The sequence below is a fragment of the Pseudomonas sp. S44 genome, assembly GCF_016624805.1.
GTDB lineage: Bacteria > Pseudomonadota > Gammaproteobacteria > Pseudomonadales > Pseudomonadaceae > Aquipseudomonas > Aquipseudomonas machongensis.
On record NZ_JACVTY010000031.1, the window covers coordinates 1 to 21,515 of the forward strand.

21 protein-coding genes and 1 tRNA gene are annotated in these 21,515 nt (G+C 62.9%); 14 read left to right on the forward strand and 8 right to left on the reverse strand.

Translation table 11 applies throughout. The features are described from left to right. Nucleotides 1-93 precede the first annotated feature (93 nt). Both IAE40_RS20510 and IAE40_RS20515 read left to right on the forward strand, forming a co-directional pair. Nucleotides 94-1,248 carry an MFS transporter gene (locus tag IAE40_RS20510; protein WP_197893494.1) on the forward strand — a complete coding sequence of 385 codons (1,155 nt, stop codon included), beginning with the start codon at nucleotides 94-96 and terminating at the stop codon, nucleotides 1,246-1,248. Next, nucleotides 1,248-1,778, forward strand: coding sequence for an oxidase (locus IAE40_RS20515; RefSeq protein ID WP_151925530.1), 531 nt, complete (start codon nucleotides 1,248-1,250; stop codon nucleotides 1,776-1,778). The genes IAE40_RS20510 and IAE40_RS20515 overlap by 1 nt, the downstream gene beginning before the upstream one ends. A gap of 75 nt (nucleotides 1,779-1,853) precedes the next feature. On the opposite strand, the gene IAE40_RS20520 is transcribed toward IAE40_RS20515, so the two are convergent. Next, entirely contained in the window at nucleotides 1,854-2,126 is a 273-nt protein-coding gene (locus tag IAE40_RS20520; protein ID WP_054891983.1) for a DUF3509 domain-containing protein, read from the reverse strand. Between the two features lie 268 nt (nucleotides 2,127-2,394). On the opposite strand from IAE40_RS20520, the gene IAE40_RS20525 reads away from it, so the two are divergent. Together IAE40_RS20525 and IAE40_RS20530 are read left to right on the forward strand one after the other, a co-directional pair. After that, on the forward strand, nucleotides 2,395-2,916 hold the full coding sequence (locus tag IAE40_RS20525; RefSeq protein ID WP_153774633.1) for an ankyrin repeat domain-containing protein: 522 nt from the start codon (nucleotides 2,395-2,397) through the stop codon (nucleotides 2,914-2,916). 55 nt (nucleotides 2,917-2,971) lie between these two features. Further along, nucleotides 2,972-3,502: a hypothetical protein gene (locus tag IAE40_RS20530; protein WP_054891981.1), complete on the forward strand. Its 531-nt coding sequence runs from the start codon at nucleotides 2,972-2,974 to the stop codon at nucleotides 3,500-3,502. A gap of 57 nt (nucleotides 3,503-3,559) precedes the next feature. Here IAE40_RS20530 and IAE40_RS20535 read toward each other — a convergent pair whose 3' ends face one another. Continuing rightward, nucleotides 3,560-4,498: a ZIP family metal transporter gene (locus tag IAE40_RS20535; RefSeq protein WP_125931683.1), complete on the reverse strand. Its 939-nt coding sequence runs from the start codon at nucleotides 4,496-4,498 to the stop codon at nucleotides 3,560-3,562. A gap of 128 nt (nucleotides 4,499-4,626) precedes the next feature. Between IAE40_RS20535 and IAE40_RS20540 the strand changes: the two genes are divergently transcribed. The 4 genes from IAE40_RS20540 (at nucleotide 4,627) to IAE40_RS20555 (ending at nucleotide 7,979) form a co-directional block, all read left to right on the forward strand. Then, nucleotides 4,627-4,818: a PLDc N-terminal domain-containing protein gene (locus IAE40_RS20540; RefSeq protein WP_054891979.1), complete on the forward strand. Its 192-nt coding sequence runs from the start codon at nucleotides 4,627-4,629 to the stop codon at nucleotides 4,816-4,818. 151 nt (nucleotides 4,819-4,969) lie between these two features. Beyond that, on the forward strand, nucleotides 4,970-7,048 hold the full coding sequence (locus tag IAE40_RS20545) for an LTA synthase family protein (protein ID WP_112898903.1): 2,079 nt from the start codon (nucleotides 4,970-4,972) through the stop codon (nucleotides 7,046-7,048). 178 nt (nucleotides 7,049-7,226) lie between these two features. Then, nucleotides 7,227-7,463 (forward strand): hypothetical protein, encoded by a 237-nt coding sequence (locus IAE40_RS20550; protein WP_125931685.1) that lies wholly within the window; start codon nucleotides 7,227-7,229, stop codon nucleotides 7,461-7,463. Between the two features lie 183 nt (nucleotides 7,464-7,646). Then, on the forward strand, nucleotides 7,647-7,979 hold the full coding sequence (locus IAE40_RS20555) for a ribonuclease E inhibitor RraB (protein WP_151925532.1): 333 nt from the start codon (nucleotides 7,647-7,649) through the stop codon (nucleotides 7,977-7,979). A gap of 37 nt (nucleotides 7,980-8,016) precedes the next feature. On the opposite strand, the gene IAE40_RS20560 is transcribed toward IAE40_RS20555, so the two are convergent. Beyond that, on the reverse strand, nucleotides 8,017-8,817 hold the full coding sequence (locus IAE40_RS20560; RefSeq protein WP_200603769.1) for a cytochrome c: 801 nt from the start codon (nucleotides 8,815-8,817) through the stop codon (nucleotides 8,017-8,019). Nucleotides 8,818-9,343: 526 nt separating this feature from the next. Between IAE40_RS20560 and IAE40_RS20565 the strand changes: the two genes are divergently transcribed. Beyond that, the gene (locus tag IAE40_RS20565; protein WP_200603770.1) at nucleotides 9,344-10,078 is read left to right on the forward strand and encodes an amidotransferase; all 735 of its coding nucleotides are present in this window, start codon (nucleotides 9,344-9,346) and stop codon (nucleotides 10,076-10,078) included. Between the two features lie 74 nt (nucleotides 10,079-10,152). Here the strand turns inward: IAE40_RS20565 and IAE40_RS20570 are convergent, their stop codons facing one another. The 3 genes from IAE40_RS20570 to IAE40_RS20580 all read right to left on the reverse strand — a co-directional run bounded on the left by IAE40_RS20570 (nucleotide 10,153) and on the right by IAE40_RS20580 (nucleotide 12,733). Continuing rightward, the gene (locus IAE40_RS20570; protein ID WP_153774630.1) at nucleotides 10,153-11,124 is read right to left on the reverse strand and encodes a magnesium and cobalt transport protein CorA; all 972 of its coding nucleotides are present in this window, start codon (nucleotides 11,122-11,124) and stop codon (nucleotides 10,153-10,155) included. Nucleotides 11,125-11,194: 70 nt separating this feature from the next. Continuing rightward, complete coding sequence (locus tag IAE40_RS20575; protein ID WP_200603771.1) at nucleotides 11,195-11,914, reverse strand: lysophospholipid acyltransferase family protein; 720 nt, start codon at nucleotides 11,912-11,914, stop codon at nucleotides 11,195-11,197. Nucleotides 11,915-12,043: 129 nt separating this feature from the next. Beyond that, entirely contained in the window at nucleotides 12,044-12,733 is a 690-nt protein-coding gene (locus IAE40_RS20580; protein WP_200603772.1) for a crotonase/enoyl-CoA hydratase family protein, read from the reverse strand. 289 nt (nucleotides 12,734-13,022) lie between these two features. Here IAE40_RS20580 and IAE40_RS20585 point away from each other — a divergent pair. After that, nucleotides 13,023-13,112 (forward strand) — tRNA-Ser (locus IAE40_RS20585). A 120-nt stretch (nucleotides 13,113-13,232) separates the two neighbouring features. Here IAE40_RS20585 and IAE40_RS20590 read toward each other — a convergent pair. Together IAE40_RS20590 and IAE40_RS20595 are read right to left on the reverse strand one after the other, a co-directional pair. Next, the gene (locus IAE40_RS20590) at nucleotides 13,233-15,365 is read right to left on the reverse strand and encodes a TonB-dependent siderophore receptor (RefSeq protein WP_200603773.1); all 2,133 of its coding nucleotides are present in this window, start codon (nucleotides 15,363-15,365) and stop codon (nucleotides 13,233-13,235) included. 235 nt (nucleotides 15,366-15,600) lie between these two features. Then, the gene (locus tag IAE40_RS20595; RefSeq protein ID WP_054891968.1) at nucleotides 15,601-15,975 is read right to left on the reverse strand and encodes a hypothetical protein; all 375 of its coding nucleotides are present in this window, start codon (nucleotides 15,973-15,975) and stop codon (nucleotides 15,601-15,603) included. A gap of 442 nt (nucleotides 15,976-16,417) precedes the next feature. On the opposite strand from IAE40_RS20595, the gene IAE40_RS20600 reads away from it, so the two are divergent. The 4 genes from IAE40_RS20600 (at nucleotide 16,418) to IAE40_RS20615 (ending at nucleotide 21,514) form a co-directional block, all read left to right on the forward strand. Next, a complete protein-coding gene (locus IAE40_RS20600) occupies nucleotides 16,418-17,875 on the forward strand; it encodes a serralysin family metalloprotease (protein WP_054891967.1) in 1,458 nt (485 codons plus the stop codon). 136 nt (nucleotides 17,876-18,011) lie between these two features. After that, nucleotides 18,012-18,323 carry an AprI/Inh family metalloprotease inhibitor gene (locus tag IAE40_RS20605; RefSeq protein ID WP_234465198.1) on the forward strand — a complete coding sequence of 104 codons (312 nt, stop codon included), beginning with the start codon at nucleotides 18,012-18,014 and terminating at the stop codon, nucleotides 18,321-18,323. Nucleotides 18,324-18,503: 180 nt separating this feature from the next. After that, nucleotides 18,504-20,225, forward strand: a complete 1,722-nt coding sequence (locus IAE40_RS20610; RefSeq protein ID WP_200603774.1) for a type I secretion system permease/ATPase — start codon at nucleotides 18,504-18,506, stop codon at nucleotides 20,223-20,225. Next, nucleotides 20,222-21,514 carry an HlyD family type I secretion periplasmic adaptor subunit gene (locus IAE40_RS20615; protein ID WP_197892907.1) on the forward strand — a complete coding sequence of 431 codons (1,293 nt, stop codon included), beginning with the start codon at nucleotides 20,222-20,224 and terminating at the stop codon, nucleotides 21,512-21,514. Before IAE40_RS20610 ends, IAE40_RS20615 begins: the two co-directional genes overlap by 4 nt. The last annotated feature ends 1 nt before the right edge of the window (nucleotide 21,515 follow it).

Sequence of the window (21,515 nt, forward strand, 5' to 3'; positions counted from 1 at the left end):
CGGCACGGCCTCTTCGCGGTCAGGGGGCCGCGCCTACCCGCCGCTCCGACTTGCTCGCGAAGAGGCCTGTACAGGTCCCCACAAGGCCCATCCATGCACCCCATCCCATACTGGCGTCTGTCCAGCTTCTACCTCTGCTACTTCGCCTTGCTCGGTGCCACCGCACCTTTCCTGGCCCTGTACTTCGACCACCTCGGCTTTTCCCCGGCACGCATCGGCGAGCTGGTGGCGATCCCCATGCTCATGCGCTGCATCGCCCCCAACCTGTGGGGCTGGCTGGGTGACCGCAGCGGTCGGCGCCTGCTGATCGTGCGCCTGGGGGCGCTGTGTACGCTGGCGACCTTTTCCCTGATCTTCTTCGCCAAGAGCTACGCCTGGCTGGCGCTGGTCATGGCCCTTCACGCGTTCTTCTGGCATGCAGTGCTGCCGCAGTTCGAAGTGATCACCCTGGCGCATCTGCATGGGCAGACCTCGCGCTACAGCCAGGTCCGGTTATGGGGCTCGATCGGTTTCATCCTCACCGTGGTCGGGTTGGGGCGGTTGTTCGAATGGTTGAGCCTGGACATCTACCCGCTGGCGATGGTCAGCATCATGGCCGGCATCGTCATCGCCAGCCTGTGGGTGCCCAATGCCCAACCGGTCGAGCACGCCGAACGGCGCGGCGCAGAGGGCTTTCTCAAGCAACTGGCGGCTCCGGGCGTGCTGGCGTTCTATATCTGCGTGGCGCTGATGCAGCTCAGCCACGGCCCGTACTACACCTTCCTCACCTTGCACCTGGAACACCTGGGCTACAGCCGCGGCGCCATTGGCCTGCTCTGGGCGCTCGGGGTGGTCGCCGAGGTGCTGATGTTCATGCTGATGAGTCGGATCTTTGCGCGCTTCCCGGTGCGCAGCGTGTTGCTGGCGAGTTTCTTGCTGGCCTCGTTGCGCTGGCTGCTGCTGGGCAGCCTTGCCGATATTCCGGCGGTGCTGATCCTTGCCCAGTTGCTGCACGCAGCCACCTTCGGCTGCTTCCACGCGGCCTCCATCGCCTTCGTCCAGTCCAGCTTTGGCGCTCGCCAGCAGGGGCAGGGCCAGGCGCTGTATGCGGCGCTGTCCGGCACCGGTGGCGCGCTGGGTGCGCTTTATTCGGGCTACAGCTGGAAACTGCTCGGCCCGCAGTTCACCTTTGGTATGGCCAGCGTCGCAGCGCTGGCTGCAGCCGTTATCATTGCCCTTCGTTCGCAACAGACCAGGAACAGCCCCTGATGAGCATTCTCAGCGTTTTTCATTCCAGCAGCCCGCAGCTGGCGAACAAGGTGCTGACCCACCATGAAGACATTGCCGCCACCCTGGCCGAGCAGGGCGTGCAATTTGCACGGCACGACCACGGCCTGCGCATTCGCCCAGGCAGCGCCGAGGCCCAGGTGCGCGAGGAGGCCGGTGGCCTGATCGACATGTTGATGACCACGCACGGTTGCCAGACCCTGATGCTGCTGAACCGAGACGGCGATCAGCCGACCGAAGTCGACCTGCGTGATGAGCACGTGCATGACGCCGTCGAGGTATTCGCGATGGTGAGCGGGCGAGGCCAAATCAGCCTGCGTCTGGGTGAGCAGGTATTTGCGCTGCTGTGCGAGAAGGGCGATGTGCTGGTAGTGCCTGCGCAGACTCGACGCTGGATCGATCTGGGCGATACACCGTTCTGCCTGGCCGTGCGCTTGTTTGGCAACGAGCAGGGCATCCGCATGACCGGCGACGAGCAGGCACGACAGTTTGCAGGGATGAGCGAGCTGTAATAGATCGCGGGGCAATCCTCTTCCCACAGAATCCCTTCGTGGAAGGAGGATTGCCCCGCGAAACGGGCGGCACTGTCAACGATAGGTCGGCAGGGCGAAACGTTGCTGGCTTTGCAGCATGGAGATAACAGGCAGTTCGCTGGCTTGCTCGGCCAGGTCGCGGCGAATGGCACTGATGGCCCAGGACAGTTGCTCGGCGCTGTGCAGTTGCGCATAGGAAAGCACACGACGAGTCACCGTGCCGTCGGCGGCGCGCAGGGTCAGCAGGATGCCGCCGTCCGGACGGGACTTGGTGTCGACCTGATAGGCCGGGAAGACCGAAACGAATTTTTCCTGGATGAGGTCCATATCAACTCCTGACGTGTAGGTTTGCAGACGTGAGTTGATGGTTGCAGTGACCGTGCCAGGCTTTGATATAAAATAAATTCCTTTAAAAACAATTAGTTAATTTGATTCGCGGGATTGACTGCCGGGCATTGTGCATGGTCGTGCATTTTGCACAGTGCATTTTGCAAGGTCATAGAGCCTGCCTCTCGGTCCCATAGAATCTGAACCTTTGCTGCCCGGCGACGGCCTGACACAAAATTGGGCCAACACACTTGTCAGGAGGTTCCAGATGTCCGACCAACAGCCCACCGCGATGACCGAAGAAGAATCCGCCGCCTTCGCTGAAGAAGTATTCGAGCGTGCCCGCCGAGGCGATGCCGCCATGCTCGAGCGCCTGCTTGACGGTGGCCTGCCGGCTAACCTGCGCAATCACAAGGGCGACACCTTGCTGATGCTGGCGAGCTATCACGGTCATCATGAGGCGGTGAAGGTGCTGCTGGCCCATGGCGCAGATCCCTTGATCGCCAACGACAATGGCCAATTACCGATTGCTGGTGCTGCCTTCAAGGGCGACCTGGCGATGATCCGGCTGTTCATCGAGCACGGGGTGCCGGTGGACGCGGCAGCCGTCGATGGCCGCACGGCATTGATGCTGGCAGCGATGTTCAACCGCAGCGAAATCCTCGACTATCTCCTGGCCCAGGGCGCCGACCCGGCCCGCCAGGATGCGCGTGGCGCTACCGCGCTGGTCGCGGCGCAGACCATGGGTGCCAGCGAAGCGGCCGCTCGCCTGCAGGCGCTGGTCGGCTGACACCTCGGGGGGTATCCTTGGCGCCTTTTTCGCCATTCGCCAAGCAGGGCCCCCCATGAAAAACCAGTTGCTCGAATTCATCAGCCTCATCGGCGCCGGTTGCCTGCGCGAGGCGGACATCGAGCGTATCGCCGACGAGGCCGCCCAGGCCTACGCCGACCCTGCCGCTTTTCTTGCGGCCAATCCCGACATCAACTACGACGACAGTTTCCCGATCCCGCTGGGCGAATGGGTGGTGCTCGGCAGTCTGCCGGACACCGTGGTGTTCCAGGCCGACAGCTACCAGGACCTGTTCCAGGCGATCAGCGATTCGTTCGACAAGAGCGTGCCCTTCACCCTCAAGCCCAAGCAGTTGGCACGTACCGAGCCGCTGACCGCGCTCAACCGCATCCAGGTGCAGATGGGTGCACTGAACAAGGAAGCGGGCGGCTATGTGCTGCTGAACTTCAGCCAGTTGCTCGATGACGAGCTGCAGATGGTGATGGTCGGTCAGCAGGACCTGGCGCGCGTGCTGGAGCTGGGCGCCGAGTTGGGCATCAAGGTGGAGCCGGCGTTGGAGGCCTTGAAGGTCGCGGTGCACGTCTGACGCGGCGATTGCCTGTTGCAGGGGCGGCGAGCGCCGCCCTCATGGGGTTCCCGCAGATCAGCCCAGCGCAGTATCCAAAAACATCATCACCGCAAAGCCGCCCATCAGGCCCAGCGTTGCCGAGGTCTGGTGGCCGTTGCGGTGAGTTTCCGGAATCACCTCGTGCGACACCACGAAGATCATCGCGCCCGCTGCCAGGCCCATGCTGATCGGGTAGGCGAGGGCGAAGCCAGTAGAGATGCCCAGGCCGATCACTGCCCCCAGCGGCTCCATCAGGCCAGAGCCAATCGCCACCAGCGCGGCCTTGAAGTTCGACAACCCTGTGGCGCGCAGGGCCATGGCCACGGCCAGGCCTTCGGGAATGTCCTGGATCGCGATGGCGCTGGTCAGCGGCAGGCCGATGCTCATGTCACCGTTGGTGAAACTCACGCCGATGGCCATGCCCTCGGGCAGGTTGTGCAGGGTAATGGCGAGCACGAACAGCCACACCCGGCTGATTCGTTCGGCGTCGGGCCCACAAGGGCCTGTGCTCTCGTGCTCGTGTGGGGTGAATCGGTCCAGGCCGAGCATCAGCAATACCCCCAGGCCCATACCCAGTACGACGACGCCCGCAGCGGCGGGGCCGTTGCCGGTGATTTCCCGTGCCGCATCCAGACCCGGCAGAATCAGCGAGAACGAACTGGCGGCGAGCATCATGCCGGCAGCAAAACCCAGCATCACATCCTGGCTGCGAGCACTGACATCGCGCAGCACAACGGCCAGCACCGCGCCCAAGGCCGTGGCGCCAAAACCCGATAGCCCGCCCAGCGCCGCCAGGTGCAGGTTCTGTGAGTGATCGCCGTTGACGGCATTCCACAGGCTGGCCAGCAGCAGGAGTACGATCGCCAGCAGGCTCAGCCCAAGGCCTGCACTGAGCCAGGGGGTACTCAGCGCTTGCTGGCGCCAGGCATCGATGAGAGAAGGGGTGGCGGCGCTGTGGCTGTGGGCGGGTGGCATGGGAACCTCGAAAGCGATGGATGACAGCAGTTTATCCAGTGACCTGCGAGCCCGGCCAAGGATTCCCTTCTATCGCGCCGATAGCAGGCTATGCTCAGCCACAGGAAGGTTCACGCAGGAGTTGCAGCATGGGGTCTACCTTCAACAGCCTGGTCGGGCTGGTCATTCTGGCCCTGGATATCTGGGCGATCATCAACGTGCTGAAAAGCGGCAGCGAGACAGGGATCAAGATCCTGTGGATTCTGCTCATCCTGCTGTTGCCGGTGCTGGGCCTGATCATCTGGGCAATTGCCGGTCCGCGGGGCAACGTTCGGCTCTGACCGTTCATCGTGACAAAATTTTCACACGGCATTAACCAAACTCCGCGCCGCACATTTAATGTATGGGCCCTTGCCGGCGATTGTCCGGCACAGGACTGCGAGGCTGCGTCCAGCGCCTTTCCCAACCCGAAATCCTAGGATCTTCCCATTCATGGCTAACACGGATGCCTTGAAGCAACGGGCCGCGTCGGCACCGTTCTCGCCGACCCTCAAATCGCACCTCGCCTACACCTTGCTCAGCGGATTGCTGATCATGCTGATGCTCAGCCTGGTGCGCCTGGCGCTGCTGATCTACAACAGCGACATGATCGGCGACACCCCGTACTCCACGGTGGCCGAAGGCTTCCTCAACGGCCTGCGCTTCGACCTGCGGGTGGTGGTGTACCTGAGCATCCCGCTACTGCTGGCCCTTAACAGCCCCTGGGCCATGGCGCGGCGCGGCTTTTTCCGTTTCTGGTTGACCGTCAGCTCCAGCGTCGTGATGTTCCTTGGCCTGATGGAACTGGATTTCTACCGTGAATTCCACCAGCGCCTGAACGGCCTGGTCTTCCAGTACATCCAGGAAGACCCCAAGACCGTCATGAGCATGCTCTGGTACGGTTTCCCGGTGGTTCGCTACCTGCTGGCGTGGCTGTTCGGCACCTGGCTGCTGAGCCTGCTGTTCAAGGGCATCGACCGTTTGACTCGTGGTGGCCAGGGCAGCGGCCAGATCGTCGCTCAGCGCCGTGTCGCACCCTGGTACGGCCGCCTGGCGGTGTTCATGGTCATCCTGCTGGTGGCAGTGGTCGCCGCCCGTGGCACCCTGCGCCAGGGCCCACCCATGCGCTGGGGTGACGCCTTCACCACCGACTCCAACTTCGTCAACCAGCTGGGCCTGAACGGCACCTTGACGCTGATCGACGCCGCCAAGAGCCGTTTCGGCGAAGACCGTGCGAATATCTGGAAGCCGGTGCTGGAAACCGGAGTCGCCCAGCAAAGTGTGCGTGACCTGCTGCTGACCCCCAACGACACGCTGGTCGATGCCGACCAGGCGGCCATCCGTCGCGACTTCGTGCCGCCGGCCGGCAACACCCTGCCGATCAAGAACGTGGTGGTGATCCTCATGGAGAGCTTCGCCGGTCACTCGGTGGGCGCCCTGGGGAGTCCGAACAACATCACCCCGTACTTCGACAAGCTGGCCAAGGAAGGGCTGTTGTTCGATCGCTTCTTCTCCAACGGCACCCACACTCACCAGGGCATGTTCGCCACCATGGCGTGCTTCCCCAACCTGCCGGGCTTCGAGTACCTGATGCAGACTCCCGAGGGCGGGCACAAGCTCTCGGGCCTGCCGGCGCTGCTCAGCGCCCGTGACTACGACGATGTCTACGTCTACAACGGCGACTTCGCCTGGGACAACCAGTCCGGGTTCTTCGGCAACCAGGGCATGACCACCTTCATCGGCCGCAACGACTTCGTCAATCCGGTGTTCTCCGACCCGACCTGGGGCGTTTCGGACCAGGACATGTTCGACCGTGCCAACCAGGAGCTGGCCCACAACTACGGCAAGAAACCGTTCTACGCCTTGCTGCAGACGCTCTCCAACCACACCCCGTACGCCTTGCCCAAGGACCTGCCGGTAGAGAAGGTCACAGGGCAGGGCCGCCTGGACGAGCACCTGACTGCCATGCGCTACTCCGACTGGGCTTTGGGCCAGTTCTTCGAGAAGGCGCGCAAGGAGCCCTACTTCAAGGAGACCCTGTTCGTGATCGTCGGCGACCATGGTTTTGGCAACCACCAGCAGGTTACCGAGCTGGACCTGGGTCGTTTCAACGTGCCGCTGCTGCTCATCGCACCGGGTATCCAGGACAAGTTCGGTGCGGTCAACCACACCGTCGGCACCCAGGTCGATATCGTGCCGACCATCATGGGTCGCCTGGGTGGCGACACCCGTCACCAGTGCTGGGGCCGTGATCTGCTGAACCTGCCTGCCGGTGACCAGGGCGTGGGCATGATCAAGCCATCGGGCAGCGAGCAGATCGTTGGCCTGGTGCAGGGGGATCACATCCTCATCGAGTCCAAGGACATGACGCCGCGGATGTATCGCTACCAGCTGGGGCGTGAGTTCAAGGCCGAATTGATCGAGAGCCCGGATCAGCCTGAGATGCTCAAGAAGCTCGAGGCCTATATCCAGACCGCGACCAAGAGCCTGCTGGACAACACCGCCGGCGTGGTTCACGGCAAGCCTGAGTAACGCTTGCCCGTAAGCAGAAGCCCGCCGATGATGGCGGGCTTTTTCATTTACGGCATCTGTCATCGCTTGCTGAAGAAATCTTCATCTCCATCCCTCAGCCACTCTGAACATCAGCCTTTGTGTATGGTCAGCTAAGTACGGATATCACTCACCGTTGTGCTTCCAAGAGGGTCGATCAATGAAAGAGTGGGAAGTCATCTTTGCTGATCAGAAAGGTGTACCGCAGTCCCTGCTGCTCAAAAGCGAGCACCTGCCCAGTGAAGAGGATGCGGCGCGGGCCATCCGCTCCAAGCTGTTTCCGCTCATGGATGAACTGGACCTCAACGATTTCCAGGACCGAAAACCTTCCCCTACCGCGCTGTGGCTCAAGGAGCAGAACGGCGTGATCATCACCACCATCCACGAAGCGCCCTGAACGGGGCACCTGGCAAGGTGCCGTCATCCGCACTACGCTGGACAGAGGCGTCGGTCTTCTGCGGGTCTACGCCGTTTTCATTCGCGTCTTGCATCAGCTCGAACTGCCAGGCCCCTTGCGGGCTGCCGGCAGGTGCGTAGTGCACGGAAAGTCTATCCCTTGGGTTTTTCAGGAGGACGTTTCATGAGCAGCCAGAACGAAGACATCAGCAGCAGCGTGCTTCGCCAGATGAAAGCGGGTGGTTTCGACTTCACCCAGATCCATCCCATCGAGTTCTATGCCACTTTTCCAGACGAAGTCGGGGCACGCCGGGCCGCGGGGCAATTCCGCGGAGAGTCGATCAATGCCCAGGTACACGAGCGCGATGACGGCGCCTGGCACCTGGAGCTGAGCAAGGTCATGTACGCCACCTACCGAGGGATCGGGGCTTTCGAGGAGGCCTTCGAGGCGGTGATTTCGCCGCTGGGAGGCGAGGTCGAGGGTTGGGGCGTCAAACAGGAAAGACCCATCGCCTGACGCGTTCGGGGCTGCGCTGCGGCCCCGCGCATTCCTCTCAAGGTCGCCGCTTGGCCATGTGCCCGAGGTAGGCGATCAGCGCATCGAGCTCCTGCTCGCTCAACACATCCTTCGAGAACCCCGGCATGCGTGCCTGCGGCCACTGCCTGAGGCTCTGCGGATCGCGAATGTACAGGCGCAGGTAACCCGGCTGGAAGTATTCGGTGGGGTTGTGCGGCAGGTTCAGGTCCGGCCCGAACTGGGCATCCCCCGCACCGTTGAGGCGATGACAGGCCAGGCAGTTCTGCTGGAACAACGCAAAACCCTGGCGTACCGGGTCTTGCGCGGGAAGCTCGGGCGCAGGCAGCAGGGCAGGGAAGCGCTCGGCGACCGGCGCCAGGCGACGGATGCTGGCGATCTGGTAGGGCCATTGTTCGGGGCGGATGCCACTTGCCTGCGGGTTGGTCCAGACCAGGTAGAACGGGCCGGCGCCGGGCTTGTCCTGGGCCAGCGCTGGCCATGGCTGGCGCGGATCTTCGACGGCCACCCAGGCCCGGGCCGGGCCTTCCTGCAGCAGCTGCGCAGCGGGCATCTCCGCGGCAAAACCATCCAGTGCCACCGCTTGCAGGTGATCGCCGGGCTTCACCCCTTCGAGCAGGGTCGCCAGCGGCACCGCACGGTAATGCATGGGGCGTTTGTAGGCGACGTCCTGAGGGATGTCGATAGCACGCGCCTGCGGGTGCTCGAGCAATTGCTCGGACTGCCATTGGCGTTGACCGTTGCACAGCTCCAGTGTCAATTGCGCAGCCGCCAGTGGCAGGCTGACCAACAGCAACAGCAAACTCAGGCAATGGCGCATGAGCGATCTCCAACCCGGAAAGGTCGGCAGATTACCCTTGCGCGGCGTGCGAATGCCACCGCTGCCTTCAGCCGAACAAGCGTGTCAGGTTCGGCAGGATCAGCAGCAACGTGGTGGCGAAGAGTATGAGTCCGGCTTGGCGTACTTTCGATTGTCTGAACATGGCGGACCGCCTTCTTGTTGTTATTCCTGAATAGCCTTTGGCTTCCTTGTCTTGCGTCGGGTCGATCACTATGGCGTATGAAACGCAGGCCTTGCGTGCCTCTTGCGTGGATGCCTACCCCAACAGTAGGGCGAACACCGGCCTTGTTTGAGAACCCTTTGTTCTAAGCGTGTCAACAGGCATTTCCGAACGTTATGAGGCCATTGGCCATTTAGCTGGCATGCTCTGACTAGACACATTGAGGATGCTGTAGGGGCAGGGCCTGCCAGGTGACCGTTCGTCAGTGCACACCTCTTGCTTGTACGTGTCTTTCGCGTCAGTCTCTACATCAGATTCCACTACATGTCGTTCAGGACTATCCCTATGTCGTTACGCATCTGCATCCTTGAAACCGATGTCCTGCGACCGGAGTTGACCGCGCAGTACCAGGGCTACGGAAGGATGTTCGAGCAGCTGTTCTCGCGTCAGCCGATCGCCGCCGAGTTTCGCGTCTTCAACGTGATGAACGGCGAGTATCCGCCCGAAGGTGAAACCTTCGATGCCTACCTTGTAACCGGCAGCAAGGCCGACTCGTTCGGTACCGATCCCTGGATCCAGACCCTCAAGGCCTACCTGCTCAAGCTTTATGAGCGGGGCGAGAAGCTGCTGGGGGTCTGTTTTGGTCACCAGGTGCTGGCGCTGGTGCTGGGCGGCAAGGCTGAGCGCGCCGATCGCGGCTGGGGTCTGGGTATCCACCGCTACAGCCTGGCTGCCCACGCGCCATGGATGGACCCTGAGGTGACCGAACTGACCCTGCTGATCAGCCATCAGGACCAGGTGACCGCGTTGCCTGAAGGCGCAACCCTGATCGCCTCCAGCGATTTCTGCCCGAATGCGGCCTATCACGTGGGTGACCAGGTGCTGTGCTTCCAGGGGCATCCGGAGTTTGTCCACGACTATTCCCGTGCGCTGCTCGATGCGCGCCAGGACGTTCTGGGGGATGAGGTGTATCACCAGGCGGTGGCGAGCCTGGCCACCGAGCACCAGGGCGATCTGGTGGGCGAGTGGATGCTGCGGTTCGTCCAGCAACCGCGCAAGGGCAAGCAGAGCGCGGCCTGAGCCTGCCGCTGCGTCGTTCTTTTCGCGGGCTTGTATGGCGCCGCCGCGAAAAGAACGACTCGCTAGCTAGCCCGTTACAACCATCCCGAGCGCTTGAAGCTCGCATACAGCCCTGCACATCCCGCCCCGATCACGCCCAGCACCGCAAAGTACCCATAGTGCCAGCTCAGCTCCGGCATGTTCTGGAAGTTCATCCCGTAGATCCCGGCAATGGCCGTGGGGAAGGCGAGTATTGCCGCCCAGGCAGCGAACTTGCGCTGCACGATGCTCTGGCGTGACGACTCCAGTAGCATGCCGATCTCGATGGTCTGGCTGGCGATGTCGCGGATGCCGACAAGGTCCTCCATCTGCCGCGTGACGTGGATCTGCACGTCGCGAAAGTATGGGCGCATGTTCTTGTCGATGAAAGGAAAGCTCAGGCGCTGCAGCTCTTCGCCGATCTCCACCATCGGCGCCACGTAGCGGCGCAAGCGCAGGATGTCGCGCCGCAAGCTGTGCAGGCGGCGGATGTCCTGCTCTTGCAGCGAGCCGCTGAGCACGCTTTGCTCCAGCTCCTCGATCTCGCCATGGATCGCCTCGCTGACGGGCTGGTAGTTTTCGGTGACGAAGTCGAGCAGGGCGTAGAGCACGAAGTCCTCGCCATGCTCGAGCAGCAGCGGCCGCGCTTCGCAGCGCTGACGTACCAGGGCGTAGGATTTCGAATGGCCGTTGCGGCAGGTGATGATGTAGCCGTTGCCCGCAAAGATGTGGGTCTCGATGAACTCCAGCTTGCCCTCATGGCGCACCGGCGAATAGGTGACGATGAACAGCGCGTCGCCGAAGGTTTCGAGCTTGGGGCGGCTGTGCTTCTCCAGCGCGTCCTCGATGGCCAGTTCGTGCAGGCCGAACTGGCGCTGCAGGTTGGCCAGCTCCTGGGCGTTGGGCTCCTCCAGGCCTATCCAGACGAAGTGCCCAGGCTTGCGTGCCCATTCGCTGCCCTCGTCGAGGCTGATGTTGGTGACCTTTCTCCCGGCGCTGTACACCGCCGCTGCGACGACTCGACCCATGGTTGCCTGCTTCTTCGGTTGGACACCCCGACAGCTTGGGCCGTGCTGCGGCGTAGAGCAAGCTGGCGGCTCAGGCCTGCGGCAACTCCCGCTCCATACGATCGATGCACTGCTGCATCTGCAGTCGGCATTGCTCCATCAGCGCCGGCACGTCCTGCTGTCCCAGGCCATGGGTGGCGATCGGTGGCAAGGAGCGGACGATCACCGTGCGCTGTCGCCAACTGTTGAGGCTCAGGCGCTTGGAGTAGCGGCTGACGCATACCGGCACGATCGGTACGCCGGCCTCGACCGCCATGTGGAACGCGCCTTTCTTGAACGCCAGCAGGTGTTCAGTCGGGTTGCGTGTGCCTTCGGGGAAGATCCAGATCGAGGTGTCGTCGCGCAGGATCCGCGTGGTCAGTCGCATCGCCTTGCGCGCCTGGTAGGCATTCTTGCGGTCCACCAGTACGTTGCCGCCGAGCCAGAACAATTGGCCGAACAACGGAATCCAGCCCAGGCTCTTCTTGCCGATGGCGACCGTACGCCGCGGAACCACCTGGCCGAGGATGAACAGGTCGTAGTTGGATTGATGATTGGCGACGATCACGCAGCCGGGCGGCTGGTCCCACAAGGGGCCGACTTCAGCCTTGACCCGGATGCGCATGAGCCAGGCTGCCGGCACGCTGTAGAGGCAGGCGAACAAGCGGCTGTTATCGGGGTTGAAGGGGCGGCACAGGCCGATGACCAGGCCGACGGCGCCGACCAGCAGGAAGTGCAGCGCCAGAAGGAGCATGCGAAGCATATAGAGCATGATACGGCTCACACCAGACAGTCGCGGCGCAGTGTACGACCGTGCACTGGTCAGGGCAAACCGGCGAACGGAGCCCGGTCGCGTCCTGGCTTGCTGGAGCGGCACGCGGCGACTCCAGCAAGCCTGGTTTCAGCCCATGTGGCCCTTGTCGGCTTCGATCGCCTTGTCGAGCGTCTCCAGCAGCGCCTTGCGCACTTTGCGCTTGGTGTTCTTGTGCGCCAGCATGTTCAGTTTCTTCAGTTCCCGCGCCGCGCTCAGCGCCGTTTCCTGGAGTTGCTCGGCGGGTACTACCTTGTCGAGAAACCCGGCCACCATCGCCCCGTGCGGGTCGAAGACCTCGGCATTGTTCACCGAGCGTTGGAAGGTGGAGCGGGTCAGGCGGTCGCGGGCCAGCTCGATCCCGGCATGGTGCATGGTCATGCCGATCTGGACCTCGTTCAGGCAGATCTTGTACGGGCCTTCGACACCGATACGGTAGTCGGCCGACAGCAGCAGGAACGCGCCTTTGGCCACGGCATTGCCGGGGCAGGCGACGATCACCGGGAAGGGGTGCGAGAGCAGGCGGCGGGCCAGGGTGGAGCCGGCGGTGACCAGGTCGATCGCCTCTTTGGGGCCGGCGGTCATCACCTTGAGATCGTAGCCGCCGGAAAGAATGCCTGGCTGGCCGGTGATGATCACCACGGCACGTTCTTCCTCGGCGCGGTCCAGTGCTGCGTTGAAGGCGGTGATGACGTCCGGCGAGATCGCGTTGACCTTGCCGTTGTTCAGGGTCAGGGTGGCGATGCCGTCTTCGGCGTGGTAGGTAATCAGCTCGCTCATGACAGAGTCCTTTGGGTGGCGTGGCGATGACGTTACCCAGCAGCGCAGGCCAGGTAAAGCGCCAAGGCTGACTGGCCGGTCAGCCTTGGCCAGCTACCCCGTGTGGCGTCGGGGCAGGTGTCCGGAATGCGGAAAAAGCGCAGGCCAGATTGGCAGCATCGCCCTGGCTGGCCAGCCTTTTCCGGGGCGAGGCTTAAGCGCATGAAAATTCTGAAAAAAATGCTTGCCAAAGGAAAGGTCTTCTACTAAATTAGCGCGCCTCGACAGGCTGAATGGCTTGAAGAGATCCGGTGAAGTGTCCGAGTGGTCGAAGGAGCACGCCTGGAAAGTGTGTATACGAGAAATCGTATCAAGGGTTCAAATCCCTTCTTCACCGCCACATTCCACAAGAAACCCCTGAATCGAAAGGTTCAGGGGTTTTTTGTTTGCGTGAAATCCGGCTTGGCGGGCTCGCCCGCGAACACCGACCAAGCCGGTGGCCGCGGGGGACGCGATATATTCAGAAACTGACCGACGCCGACAGTCTTGCCGTGCGCGGCGCGCCCTGGAACAGATAGTTGTCGCCCAGGTAATCCCCCACATCGCGCCAGTAGCGCTTGTTGAAGAGGTTATCGACCGTCAGGCGCAGCACGGTGTCGTAGTCACCGATGCGGATGCGGTAGCGGCTGCCGATATCGAATACCGTGTAGCCGCCGACCTCGACGTTGCCTGCCTGGCTCGCGTACTTGCTGGCGCTGTAGCGTGCACCGCCGAGCAGTGCCAGGCCCGGCACCGGGAGGTTGTATTCGGCTTGCAGCGCCGCGCGCAGACGAGGCACGTTGATCGCCTGGTGGCCCTCGTAGGCGTCGGTGCCGCTGTTCTTCACCCGGGCGCGGATTGCGGCGGCGCTGGCGTGCAACTGCAGGTTGGATGTCACCCAGCCGCTGGCGCCGAGCTCCAGGCCGGTGTTCTTCTGCTGGCCTTGTTGCACATAGATCGGGGCCGTACCCTCCTGCGGGCGGGCGTACTGGTAGGCCTGGCGGATCTGGAACAGCGCTGCGCTCAGGCTCATGCCTTTCCAGTCGCGCTTGATGCCTACTTCCAGTTGGCGCGACAGGGCCGGGGCGAGGATCTCGGCAGCGTTGCTGGCGAACCAAGGCGCGGTACCGCCCGCCGACAGGCCTTTGGACCAGCTGGCGTACAGCGTGGTGTCCGCTTGCGGTTTGTAGATCAGGGCGGCGTTGGGCAGCAACTGGTACTGGCGGGTATGGCGGCCAGCAGCACCGGTTTCGTCCCAGGTCTTTTCGTCCAGGCGCACTTCGCGGGCGCCGAGTACGGTCTGCCATTGCTCGTTGAAGCTGATGCGGTCGCTGACGAACAGGCCGTACTGGCGGCTGTCCAGGCGGCGTTCGCTATGTCCGATCGGTTTTTCGGACGGCGCCAGAGCGGGCGCGCCGGTGTAGATGTTTCCGCTGCCGAGCCACTCGTTGTAATACGGACGCTGATCAAGGGTCCGGCGCTGGGCGCTGCTGCCGACAGTCAGTTCATGCTGCAGGCCCAAGGCTTGGAAACGTCCCTCGAGGGTGGCCTGGAGTTCGTCGGTGCGCCGGATGTCGTCGGGGCTGCGGAAGTCGTAGATGCCGTAGTCGCCGTTGCCGGAGAAGAACGCGTCGTCGCCGGAGCCCCAGGCGAACGCACTGTAGTCGTCAATCACAACCTTGCTGCGCGAAGCGCTGAGCGTGCCGGTCCAGGCTTCGTTGAAGCGGTACTCGAAGCGTCCGCCCAGGTTCAACGAGTCGTTCGTCACAGGCTTGGCCCAATGCTGGTAGGCCAGGCGGTCGTCCGGGTCGATGCCGTGGGGCACCTGGGTGCCGCCCAGCAACTGGTAGCCGGGCACCGAGCGCTGTTCGCGGTGCTGATACTCGACATCGAGTTGCAGGGTGGCGTCGGGGTTGATCTGCCAGTCGAATGCCAGCGAGGCGAAGTCGCGCTTGCCGTCGGCATGGTCGACGTAGGAACGGATGTCTTCATGGGCGAGGTTGGCGCGCAGGCCGAACTGTTTCTCGCTGCCGAACCAGCCGCCGAGGTCGGTGGCCAGGTAGCGTTCGCCCTGCTCGTTGGTCGAGACGGTGACACTGCGCACATCCTCGGCGCGCTTGGTCACATAGTTGACCAGCCCGCCGGGTTCGGACACGCCGCTCTGCAGGCCCGATAATCCCTTGAGCAATTCGACCTGTTGCTTGTTCTCCAGCGCCACGTTCTGCTCGCCGGCGATGGTCTGGCCATTGATCCGGTAGCTGCTGGCGGCATTCAGTTCGAAGCCGCGCACGTTGAAGTTCTCGTAGTAGCCGATCGGCGCGTAGCTTTCGCCGACCGAGGCATCGCTTTGCAGCACCTCGCTGAGCAGGCGTACCTGGCGATCATCGAGCAGTTGGCGACTGAACACGCTGACCGAGGCCGGGGTGTCGAGCAGCGGTGCGGCATGCCAGCCGCCGACCTGGGCTTCGCGAGGTTGATAGCCGTCATCGCCGCTGCGTTCGGTGACCTGCAAGGGGGCGAGGGTCACGCGTTCATCGGCCAGACCCTGGCCAGCATGCAGCGCAAGGCCCAGGCCAAGCAGGCCAAAGGGCAGGCGGGGGCGAAGCGAGGTCATGCAAGGCTCCTTGGAAGGCGGACGCGCCGGTTGCTCCGGCGGCATTCGGTGGGGCGGTTGGCAAAGGGGGCGCAATGGTAGCAGGGGTGTCAGGGGCTGTGCGGTGTTCTTTTCGCGGGCAAGCCCGCTCCCACGGGTATCACACTGCTCTTGCGTTCAGTGGGGTACCCGTGGGAGCGGGCTTGCCCGCGAAAGGAACACCTCGATCATGCAGACGAACTCGAACCCGATCGTTTTACCTGGCGCCCGAGCGCTGACGCTGGCGCCAGGTGTCGTCGATCTTCGACCAGGTCTTGCCATCGGTAATGGCCAGCAGCTTGCGGCCATCCTTGAAAGTGGCGAGAAAGGTGGCTTCCTCCTCTTTGCCGCCAAGCCACAATCCGGCGAGCATGCCGACCGGCCCGGCCACCAGGGCGCCGGCTACACCCCAGCCTAGGGTGGCGCCCAGGTTGCGGTTCGATTCCAGGCTGGCGAGCCGGAGGTCCTTGATACGGGCCAGAGAGATACGCTCACCGGCCTGGCTGCGTGGGGTCTTGAGTGTGAGCGATCCGTTGCGATACTCGCCTTCACCTTGCAAGAAATCGCCGGATTGCACCGTGAGTCTTGTCATTGTGTCGTCCTGTCAGTGGAGGGGCTGTGACCAGCACCTACTGAGCGCCGCGCCCCTCGGCAAGTCAACGAGCAGGCGACGGAGGGTCGTGCGACCGGTTGTCGCGAGGCCAGATGCCATTAACGAACAACGGTCTTGAATCATCAGCAGGACGTCGCTTTTTCATAATAAAACTTCCCGGCCTTGAATAATAAACCGGTCAGTCATTATCTGGAGTATGGGTACTCCTCAATACACCTGATGCATAACAGTTTGCGCAAATAACAGCGGCACACGGCTTATTTCTCCGTTCGGAAGATTGGCGTCAAAAAACACTGGACAGAAAGTTTCTGAATGTGTCAGTTTTTTTGCGCCTCACAAGGGCGAGTGACAGGATGCTCTCGCCGAAAGTTTGAGCGTTCCTGTCGAACATCAACTTTTCCGCAAACAAGGAAGTGTCTGCATGTCGAAAGTCAAAGCAAATGCTGTTGTTTCCGCTGCCTCGGTGTTGCAACCGAACGGGCCGAGTTCGGCCTTCGGGCTGATCAACAGTTTCGCCCACCAGTACGATCGCGGTGGTGCGAACATCAATGGCAAACCTTCGTTCACCGTCGATCAGGCAGCCACCCAGCTGCTGCGCGACGGGGCGTCCTGGAAGGACCTGAACAAGGACGGCACCATCAGCCTCACCTACACCTTCCTGACCAAAGCGCCGGCGGACTTCGTCAGTCGTGGCCTGGGCAGCTTCAGCCAGTTCAACAACCAGCAGAAAGCCCAGGCCAAGCTGGCCATGGAGTCCTGGGCCGACGTGGCCAAGCTGAGCTTCACCGAGGCAGCTTCGGGCGGCGACGGTCACATGACCTTCGGCAACTTCAGCGCCAGCAACGGTGGCGCGGCGTTCGCCTACCTGCCGTTCGACGGATGGGGTTCGCACAAAGGTGAGTCGTGGTACCTGATCAATAGCGGTTATCAGGTGAACATCAATCCCGACACTGGCAACTACGGTCGCCAGACCCTGACCCACGAGATCGGCCACGTGCTCGGCCTGTCCCACCCCGGTGACTACAACGCCGGCGAGGGCAACCCGAGCTACCGTGACGCTTCGTATGCACAGGACACCCGCGGCTACAGCGTCATGAGCTACTGGAGCGAAAGCAACACCGCGCAGAACTTCGTCAAGGGCGGCGGGCAGTACTACGCGTCGGCCCCGCTGATGGACGACATCGCGGCGATCCAGAAACTCTACGGCGCCAACTACGCCACGCGTTCGGGCGATACCGTGTATGGCTTCAACTCCACGGCTGATCGCGACTTCTACTCGGCCACCTCGGCTTCGTCGAAGGTGGTGTTCAGCGTGTGGGATGGCGGCGGCAACGATACTCTGGACTTCTCCGGGTTCACCCAGAACCAGAAGATCAACCTCAACGAGGCTTCGTTCTCCGATGTTGGCGGCATGATCGGGAACGTCTCGATCGCCAAGGGCGTGACCGTGGAAAACGCCATCGGCGGTTCGGGCAACGACCTGTTGATCGGCAACGCGGTGGCCAACGTGCTCAAGGGTGGTGCCGGCAACGACATCATCTACGGCGGTGGCGGGGCTGACACCCTCTGGGGGGGAAGCGGTGCGGACACCTTCGTCTATGGGGCCATCAGCGATTCTACAGCCAAGGCGCCGGACCGGATCATGGATTTTGTCAGCGGTCAGGACAAGATTGATCTGTCAGCCATCTCGGCGTTTTCCCAGGGCAAGCTACCGCTAGAGTTCGTCAGTGCTTTCACCGGACATGCCGGCGAGGCCGTCCTCAGCTACGACCAGGCGACCAACCTGGGCAGCCTGTCCATCGACTTCACCGGCAATAGTCTGGCTGACTTCCTGGTGACCACCGTAGGTCAGGCCGTCGCCACGGATATCGTGGTCTGACGGGCCGGGAGCGGCCCGCGTAGCGCTGCGCGGGTCGCTCCCAGCCACATGGACCACGCGAGGTGGATGGATGCGAGCAATCAAACGAATGATCGCGCTGGGCGCGATTCCCTTGATGTCTATGACCGAGGTAGGTATGGCGAGCAGCCTGCTACTCCCCAACGCCGCGCAACTGGCCGGGCGCTGGGCGCTTTATCCGCAGCAGCAGCAGGCCAATGCCTGCACCCTGCGCCTGTCGGCCAGCGAGGGCGCGCTTGACGGCGACCTGGCCTGCGCCGAGCGCTTGCTCGGGATTCGTCCGGGCAGTTGGCTGGTGACACCCGACACCCTGGCACTGGTGGGCGGCGACGGCAGCACGGTGGTGCATTTCAGCCGACAGGGCGCCGGTCGCTATACCTGGACTTCAGCCGCCGGCAGTGCAGTGGTGCTGGAGCGTGTGGACAACTAGGGTCTGTATGAAAAGTTTTGAGACGAAGGTCAGGCAAGGCGAAAACAGCCGAGGAAGCGGAGTTTACGGGTTGTAAATGAGCATTCCGAGGCTGTTTTCAACGCAGCATCACCGAGTATCAAAGCTTTTCGTACAGAGCCTAACTATCCGGCCAAGTTATAACGGCATTAAGGGCGAAACATGAAACTTCCGAGCAACAGGCCCGGCGCACTTTTGTGGGCGGCACTTGGCGAATTCAAATCGACGTTGATCAGCGTCGGTTGTTTTACTGCGCTGATCAACATTCTCATGCTCGTGCCGTCGATTTATATGCTGCAAGTGTACGACCGTGTACTGACTTCGCAGAATGAAACCACCTTGTGGATGTTGACCCTGATGGTGGTGGGTTTCTTCGTATATATGGGCGTGCTGGAAGCGGTGCGCAGTTTCATTGTCATTCGCGTCGGCCATCGACTGGAACAGCGCTTAAACCTGAACATCTATCGCGCCGCGTTCGAACGTAACTTGCGCCAGGGTGATGGCGCCGCTGGCCAGGCCTTGAACGACATGACCCAGGTGCGCCAGTTCGTCACCGGCCCTGCGTTGTTCGCCTTCTTCGATGCCCCCTGGTTTCCGGTGTACCTGGCGGTGATTTTTCTGTTCAACGTCTGGCTGGGTGTGCTCGCCAGTGCCGGAGCCTTGCTGTTGGTACTGCTGGCCGTGCTCAACGAGCGCCTGACCCAGCGCCCGCTGGCCGAAGCGAGCAGCCTGCAGCAGCAGTCGAGCAGCCTGGCCGGCAGCCAACTGCTCAACGCCGAAAGCATCCAGGCCATGGGCATGCTCGGCGCGCTGCGCCAGCGCTGGTTCGCCTTGCACGGGCGCTTTCTCGAGTTGCAGAACCGGGCCAGCGACACGTCGGCAGTGATCACTGCCACCAGCAAGTCCCTGCGCCTGTGTTTGCAGTCGCTGGTGCTGGGCCTGGGTGCGCTGCTGGTGATCGAGGGCCAGATGACGCCGGGCATGATGATCGCCGGCTCCATTCTCATGGGCCGGGTGCTCGCGCCGATCGACCAGCTCATCGCGGTGTGGAAGCAGTGGAGCGGTGCCCACTTGGCCTACAAGCGCCTGGAAACCTTGCTGCAGGAGCATCCTGAACCACCAGTGCCAATGTCGCTGCCAGCGCCTGACGGTCAGTTGTCCATCGAGCAGGTCAGCGGCGGGCCACCGGGGCGCAGGGTCGCCACCGTGCAGCAGGTCAGTTTTGCCCTGGCGCCCGGTGAGGTGCTGGGGGTGCTGGGGGCTTCGGGGTCCGGCAAGTCGACCCTGGCCAGGTTGCTGGTGGGTGTCTGGCAACCGCTGGCGGGGCATGTGCGCCTGGATGGCGCCGAGCTTTCCCAGTGGGACCGCGATGCGCTCGGTCCGCATATCGGCTATCTGCCGCAAAGTATCGAGCTGCTGCGTGGCAGCATTGCCGAGAATATCGCCCGATTCGGCGAGCTCGACGGCCAGAAGGTGGTGGAGGCTGCGCGTCTGGCGGGGGTGCATGAATTGATCCTGCGCTTGCCGCAGGGGTACGACACGCGCCTGGGCGAGGGCGGTGGCGACCTCTCTGGCGGCCAGAAGCAACGCATTGCCCTGGCACGCGCGCTCTATGGCAGCCCGTGTCTGATCGTGCTCGACGAACCCAACTCCAACCTCGACAGCCTTGGCGAGGCGGCGTTGGCCAATGCCATCGTCCAGTTGAAGGCTCTGGGGCGCACGGTGGTGCTGGTGACCCATCGCAGCGCGGCGCTGGCCCAGGCTGACAAACTGCTGGTAATGAATGACGGGCGCGTGCAGGCGTTTGGCCCTGCGCGGGATATTCTCCAGGCGCTGGGCCAGGGCACCGCACAGCGGCCGCTGCAAGCCGGAGGTGGTGCATGAGCCGCGTGACGAGCGATGCACGCTTCTACGTGCGCCTTGGCTGGCTGCTGACCCTGCTGGGCTTTGGCGGATTCATGGCCTGGGCCAGCCTTGCGCCGCTGGATCAGGGCGTGGCGGTGCAGGGCACCGTGGTGGTGTCGGGCAAGCGCAAGGCAGTGCAGTCGATGGCTGCCGGGGTGGTCAGCCGGATTCTGGTCAGCGAAGGGCAGATGGTGCGTCAGGGGGAGCCGCTGTTCCGCCTCGATCGTACCCAGGTACAAGCAGATGTCGAGGCGCTGCAGGCCCAGTACCGCATGACCCAGGCCAGCCTTGCGCGTTGGCGCGGTGAACGGGACAACGTGGGGCAGGTGCAGTTTCCTGCGGAGCTGATGGATGAGTCCGATGCGCAACTCGGCCTGGTTGTTGAAGGTCAGCGCCAGCTGTTCGATAGCCGTCGCCAGGCCCTGGCCCGTGAACAGGGCGCGGTGTCGGCCAGCATCGAAGGCTCCCAGGCCCAACTGGCCGGCATGCGCCGGGCACGGGGCGACCTGCAGGCCCAGGCTGACTCCCTGCGCGAGCAGTTGGACAATCTGCGCCCGCTGGCCGGCGAGGGCTACATCCCGCGCAATCGGGTGCTCGAATACCAGCGGCAATTGTCCCAGGTGCAACGTGACCTGGCGCAGAACGCGGGCGACAGCGCGCGCCTGGAGCAAGGCATCGTCGAGGCCCGGCTCAACCTGCAGCAGCGCCGCGAGGAATACCAGAAAGAGGTGCGCACCCAACTGGCCGAGGCCCAGGTCAAGGCCGCGACGCTGGAGCAGCAGCTCAACTCGGCACGCTTCGAGTTGCGTCACAGCGAGATCCTCGCACCCGCCGACGGCATCGCCGTCAACCTGGGCGTACACACCGAGGGTGCAGTGGTGCGGGCGGGCGACACGTTGCTGGAGATCGTGCCGCAAGGCGCAGCGCTGGAGGTGGAGGGGCGCTTGCCGGTGAACCTGGTGGACAAGGTCGCGCCGCAGTTGCCGGTCGATATCCTGTTCACGGCCTTCAACCAGAACAGCACGCCACGGGTCACCGGCGAGGTGGCGCTGATTTCGGCCGACCAGTTGCTCGACGAGCGCAGCGGCCAGCCGTACTACGTGCTGCGCAGCACCGTCAGCGAAGAGGCGCTGGCGCGTTTGCAGGGCTTGTCGATCCGTCCGGGCATGCCCGCCGAACTGTTCGTGCGCACTGGCGAGCGCTCGCTGCTCAACTACCTGTTCAAGCCCCTGCTCGACCGTGCAGGCAGCGCCTTGACCGAACAATAAG

Bases quoted from the DNA above. Each gene is read 5' to 3' on its own strand.
- IAE40_RS20535 (WP_125931683.1), bottom strand. From the start codon at position 4,498: ATGCCACCCGCCCACAGCCACAGCGCCGCCACCCCTTCTCTCATCGAT.
- IAE40_RS20530 (WP_054891981.1), top strand. From the start codon at position 2,972: ATGAAAAACCAGTTGCTCGAATTCATCAGCCTCATCGGCGCCGGTTGC.
- IAE40_RS20590 (WP_200603773.1), bottom strand. From the start codon at position 15,365: ATGACCTCGCTTCGCCCCCGCCTGCCCTTTGGCCTGCTTGGCCTGGGC.
- IAE40_RS20615 (WP_197892907.1), top strand. From the start codon at position 20,222: ATGAGCCGCGTGACGAGCGATGCACGCTTCTACGTGCGCCTTGGCTGG.
- IAE40_RS20555 (WP_151925532.1), top strand. From the start codon at position 7,647: ATGAGCAGCCAGAACGAAGACATCAGCAGCAGCGTGCTTCGCCAGATG.
- IAE40_RS20565 (WP_200603770.1), top strand. From the start codon at position 9,344: ATGTCGTTACGCATCTGCATCCTTGAAACCGATGTCCTGCGACCGGAG.
- IAE40_RS20525 (WP_153774633.1), top strand. From the start codon at position 2,395: ATGTCCGACCAACAGCCCACCGCGATGACCGAAGAAGAATCCGCCGCC.
- IAE40_RS20520 (WP_054891983.1), bottom strand. From the start codon at position 2,126: ATGGACCTCATCCAGGAAAAATTCGTTTCGGTCTTCCCGGCCTATCAG.
- IAE40_RS20575 (WP_200603771.1), bottom strand. From the start codon at position 11,914: ATGCTCTATATGCTTCGCATGCTCCTTCTGGCGCTGCACTTCCTGCTG.
- IAE40_RS20595 (WP_054891968.1), bottom strand. From the start codon at position 15,975: ATGACAAGACTCACGGTGCAATCCGGCGATTTCTTGCAAGGTGAAGGC.
- IAE40_RS20610 (WP_200603774.1), top strand. From the start codon at position 18,504: ATGAAACTTCCGAGCAACAGGCCCGGCGCACTTTTGTGGGCGGCACTT.
- IAE40_RS20515 (WP_151925530.1), top strand. From the start codon at position 1,248: ATGAGCATTCTCAGCGTTTTTCATTCCAGCAGCCCGCAGCTGGCGAAC.
- IAE40_RS20580 (WP_200603772.1), bottom strand. From the start codon at position 12,733: ATGAGCGAGCTGATTACCTACCACGCCGAAGACGGCATCGCCACCCTG.
- IAE40_RS20540 (WP_054891979.1), top strand. From the start codon at position 4,627: ATGGGGTCTACCTTCAACAGCCTGGTCGGGCTGGTCATTCTGGCCCTG.
- IAE40_RS20510 (WP_197893494.1), top strand. From the start codon at position 94: ATGCACCCCATCCCATACTGGCGTCTGTCCAGCTTCTACCTCTGCTAC.
- IAE40_RS20550 (WP_125931685.1), top strand. From the start codon at position 7,227: ATGAAAGAGTGGGAAGTCATCTTTGCTGATCAGAAAGGTGTACCGCAG.
- IAE40_RS20545 (WP_112898903.1), top strand. From the start codon at position 4,970: ATGGCTAACACGGATGCCTTGAAGCAACGGGCCGCGTCGGCACCGTTC.
- IAE40_RS20560 (WP_200603769.1), bottom strand. From the start codon at position 8,817: ATGCGCCATTGCCTGAGTTTGCTGTTGCTGTTGGTCAGCCTGCCACTG.
- IAE40_RS20605 (WP_234465198.1), top strand. From the start codon at position 18,012: ATGGCGAGCAGCCTGCTACTCCCCAACGCCGCGCAACTGGCCGGGCGC.
- IAE40_RS20600 (WP_054891967.1), top strand. From the start codon at position 16,418: ATGTCGAAAGTCAAAGCAAATGCTGTTGTTTCCGCTGCCTCGGTGTTG.
- IAE40_RS20570 (WP_153774630.1), bottom strand. From the start codon at position 11,124: ATGGGTCGAGTCGTCGCAGCGGCGGTGTACAGCGCCGGGAGAAAGGTC.